Source organism: Streptomyces coryli (assembly GCF_011044975.1).
GTDB classification, from domain to species: domain Bacteria; phylum Actinomycetota; class Actinomycetes; order Streptomycetales; family Streptomycetaceae; genus Streptomyces; species Streptomyces coryli.
Genome location: NZ_JAAKZV010000455.1, coordinates 1 through 3,049 on the forward strand (window position 1 = coordinate 1; position 3,049 = coordinate 3,049).

The 3,049-nt window shown below is 73.7% G+C and carries 4 protein-coding genes and 1 pseudogene; 2 read left to right on the top strand and 3 right to left on the bottom strand.

Going from position 1 to position 3,049, the window contains the following annotated elements; all coding sequences use genetic code 11:
* The coding region (locus G5C51_RS41100) for an ATP-binding protein (protein WP_165245909.1) at positions 1 to 926 on the top strand (926 nt) is incomplete at its 5' end.
* Positions 927 to 934: 8 nt separating this feature from the next.
* A complete protein-coding gene (locus G5C51_RS41105; RefSeq protein WP_165245911.1) occupies positions 935 to 1,372 on the top strand; it encodes a roadblock/LC7 domain-containing protein in 438 nt (145 codons plus the stop codon).
* Here the strand turns inward: G5C51_RS41105 and G5C51_RS41110 are convergent.
* The 3 genes and pseudogenes from G5C51_RS41110 to G5C51_RS41120 all read right to left on the bottom strand — a co-directional run.
* Complete coding sequence (locus tag G5C51_RS41110) at positions 1,356 to 2,186, bottom strand: methyltransferase domain-containing protein (protein WP_206314868.1); 831 nt, start codon at positions 2,184 to 2,186, stop codon at positions 1,356 to 1,358. The genes G5C51_RS41105 and G5C51_RS41110 overlap by 17 nt on opposite strands.
* Before the next feature lie 85 nt (positions 2,187 to 2,271).
* Positions 2,272 to 2,565, bottom strand: coding sequence for a hypothetical protein (locus G5C51_RS41115; RefSeq protein ID WP_165245913.1), 294 nt, complete (start codon positions 2,563 to 2,565; stop codon positions 2,272 to 2,274).
* A gap of 67 nt (positions 2,566 to 2,632) precedes the next feature.
* Positions 2,633 to 3,049 (bottom strand): annotated as a pseudogene (locus G5C51_RS41120) (MFS transporter); the annotation flags it as partial.

The following is a 3,049-nucleotide window of genomic DNA, read 5'->3' on the forward strand; positions in this document are numbered from 1 at the left end:
TCGCAGCCCCCACCCCCCGCCGCGGCTCCGCCGAAATCGCCCGTCTCGCCGCCGCGCTGCACAACGTCGAGCGCACCGCCATCGCCCTCGCCGGCGAGCAGGCCGCCCTGCGTCGTAACAGCAGCCAGTCCCTCGCCAACCTCGGTCGCCGCAACCAGAATCTGCTCCGCCGACAGCTCGATCTCATCACCACCCTCGAGGGCAAGGAGCTCGACCCGGACGGCCTCGCCGAGCTCTTCGAGCTGGATCACCTGGCGACCCGGATGCGGCGCAATGCCGAGTCCCTGCTCGTACTGGCGGGGGAGCAGTCGCCGCCGCGCACGTGGGCGGGGGCCGTCACCGCTCTCGAGGTGATCCAGTCCGCGGTGTCGGAGGTCGAGGACTATCGCCGGGTGCAGGTCGTCGAGGCCGAGCCGTGCCGCATCCGCGGGCACGCCGTCGCCGATCTCTCCCATCTGCTCGCCGAACTCCTCGAGAACGCCCTGGCGTTCTCCCCGCCGACCCGCCCGGTCGAGGTCTACGGCTGGGCCGACTCCGGCGAGTACTGCCTGGCCCTCGTCGACCACGGCCCCGGCATGCCCGCCGCGGACCTGACCCGCGCCAACGCCCGCCTCGCCGGGGTGGAGTCCCTCCACCCGGCCCCGGCCAAGCTCCTCGGCCACTACGTCGTCGGCAAGCTCGCCGCCCGGCTGGGCGCGCAGGTGGAGCTGCACCGCACGGAGCAGCCGGCCGGCGGCAGCGGCAGCGGCGGCGAGCAGGTGACCGGACTGACCGCCTACGTCGCCCTGCCGCCCGCGCTCCTCGACCGGCTGCGCCCCGCCGACCAGCCCCCGGGCCCCGACCGGCTGCGCTCGCTGCTGGGCGGCTTCCGCGCCGGGGTGGCCAGGGGAGCGGCACCCGCCACCCTCACCCTCCCGAAGGACTGATGCACGCCATGACCATCATCACCACCACCGAAGCCGGTGACTTCACCTGGCTCATCGCGGACTTCGTCCGCCGGGTGCACGGGGTCGCCGACGCCGTCGCCGTATCGTCGGACGGCCTGCTCCTCGCCGGCTCCGAGGCGCTCGACCGGGACGCCGCCGACCACCTCTCCGCCGTCGTCTCCGGCATCACCAGCCTCGCCCACAGCGCCGCGCACGCGCACGTGCGCATGGGCGGGGGCGTGAAGCTGGTGATGGTGGAGATGTACGGCGGGTTCCTGCTCGTGTCGACCGTGCGCGACGGCAGCTGCCTCGGCGTGCTGGCGGAGGCGGACAGCGATGTCGGGATGATCGGCTACGAGATGGGTGTGCTGGCCGACCAGGCCGGGGCGCTGCTGACGCCCCGGCTGGTCACCGAGTTGCAGGCGGCGGTCAGCGGCGGGCGGTGACGACCCAGGCGGGGGCCTTCAGCAGCACGCCGTCGGGGGTTTCGTAGGGGATGAGTGCCTGGCGCACCGCGTCCGCCGCCTTGGCCTTGTCCTCGGGGCCGAGGTCCTTGAGCAGCCCGGCGAAGGACGGGCTGGTCAGCCGGAATGCCGCCGCGTCCGCTGCGTCGGCGCCCGACACCGCGGCCTCGTCGACCCGCTCCAGCCGCACGTCCGTGAAACCGGCCCCGCCGAGCAGCGCCCGCACTTTGCCGGGTTCCGCGAGGGAGTACGGACCGGGGGCGTCCGGGTCGTCGGGCTCGTCCGGGCCGACGAAGGGCGCGACGGCTGCGCGCGGCACCTGGTAGTACTCGCTCTCCGCACCGCCCTGCCAGCAGGCGAAGGCCAGCCGCCCGCCCGGCCCCAGCGCCCGGTGCACCTGCGCGAAGGCGATGTCCGGAGCGTCGAAGAACATCACCCCGAAGCGGCTGATGGCGATGTCGTACGCACCCTCGCCTAGGTCGTGCTGCTGGACGTCGGCCTGCACGAAGTCGATGTTGCCCAGGCCTTCGGCGCGGGCGCGGGCGGTCGCGAGCATGGGTCCGGAGAGGTCGACGCCGGTCACGCGGCCGGACTCGCCCACCGCGGCGGCGGCGATCAGGCTCGTCTGCCCGCAGCCGCAGCCGACGTCCAGCACCCGCTCGCCGGGCTTCAGTGCCGCACCGGCCATCAGCCGCGGCGTGAAGCGCTGCAGCAGCGCGTCATACCGGTCGGCCTCGTTCGCCCAGCGCTGCCCGCTCTCGCCGTTCCACGCCTCGGTCGCCTTCTCGTTGGCCACGATCGCCCCTCCCCGCCGAACCGCTACGAACCGCTACGAGCCGTCACGGTACAACGGCGGGGAAGGGCATGGCCGCCGTCCGGCGTCAGCCGAGATCGATCCCGTTCCGCGGCAGCAGCCCGCGGATCATGTGGCAGGTGACATTCGACGGCGGGTGCACGCCGATCCGCTCGGCGGTGTGCCGGCACACGGAGTTCGTGGCCTGCTGCGGCGTGTACACCCCCGTGTCCAGCAGGGCTATGGCGATCCGCATCGCCTTGAGCTTGCGGTTGTGCGTGACGTACCACTCCCGGGGCCGCCCCGGGGGTAGCGGCTTCTTGCGCAGGGGCTGGAAGGGCTGGGTCTGGAACAGGGGCGTCGGGGCGTGGGCCACTGGCATCGGCTGCCTCCTCGGCGTCGCGAACTGTACCTCAATGATACCGCTCAGCACTGACAAACGGCCCTGGTCAAGCGGGAGTTCGGGATGTTTGTTCGAGTTGGGGCGAGGGTGATTCCGCGGGTTTTACGGCGCTGCCGCCACGGGTGAGCAACAGCGCCGCCGCGGCCGGCTGCAGGGCGGCGATGCCGAGGAGGAGCGCGTACGGCGGGAGGGTGTCGGCCCCGATGCCGACGAGGGCGGCGCCGAGCGCGCCCGCGGTCACCTTGAGGCCGGCGCCGACGGTGAAGACCTGGGCGTGTGCCCCGGGCGGGGCGTGGTCGGCGCGAATGCGGAGGGTCGCGGTGAGGAGGGGGCCGTCGCAGGCGCCGGCCAGCGCGAAGAGGGGGAGGGCGAGGGCGTACGGGGCGGCGAAGGCGGCGGCGATGAGGGCGGCGCCGGTGCCGAGGAGGCTGTACGCGGCGAGGCGTGTGGCGGTGGTGGGCAG

Bases quoted from the DNA above. Each gene is read 5' to 3' on its own strand.
- G5C51_RS41105 (WP_165245911.1), top strand. From the start codon at position 935: ATGACCATCATCACCACCACCGAAGCCGGTGACTTCACCTGGCTCATC.
- G5C51_RS41115 (WP_165245913.1), bottom strand. From the start codon at position 2,565: ATGCCAGTGGCCCACGCCCCGACGCCCCTGTTCCAGACCCAGCCCTTC.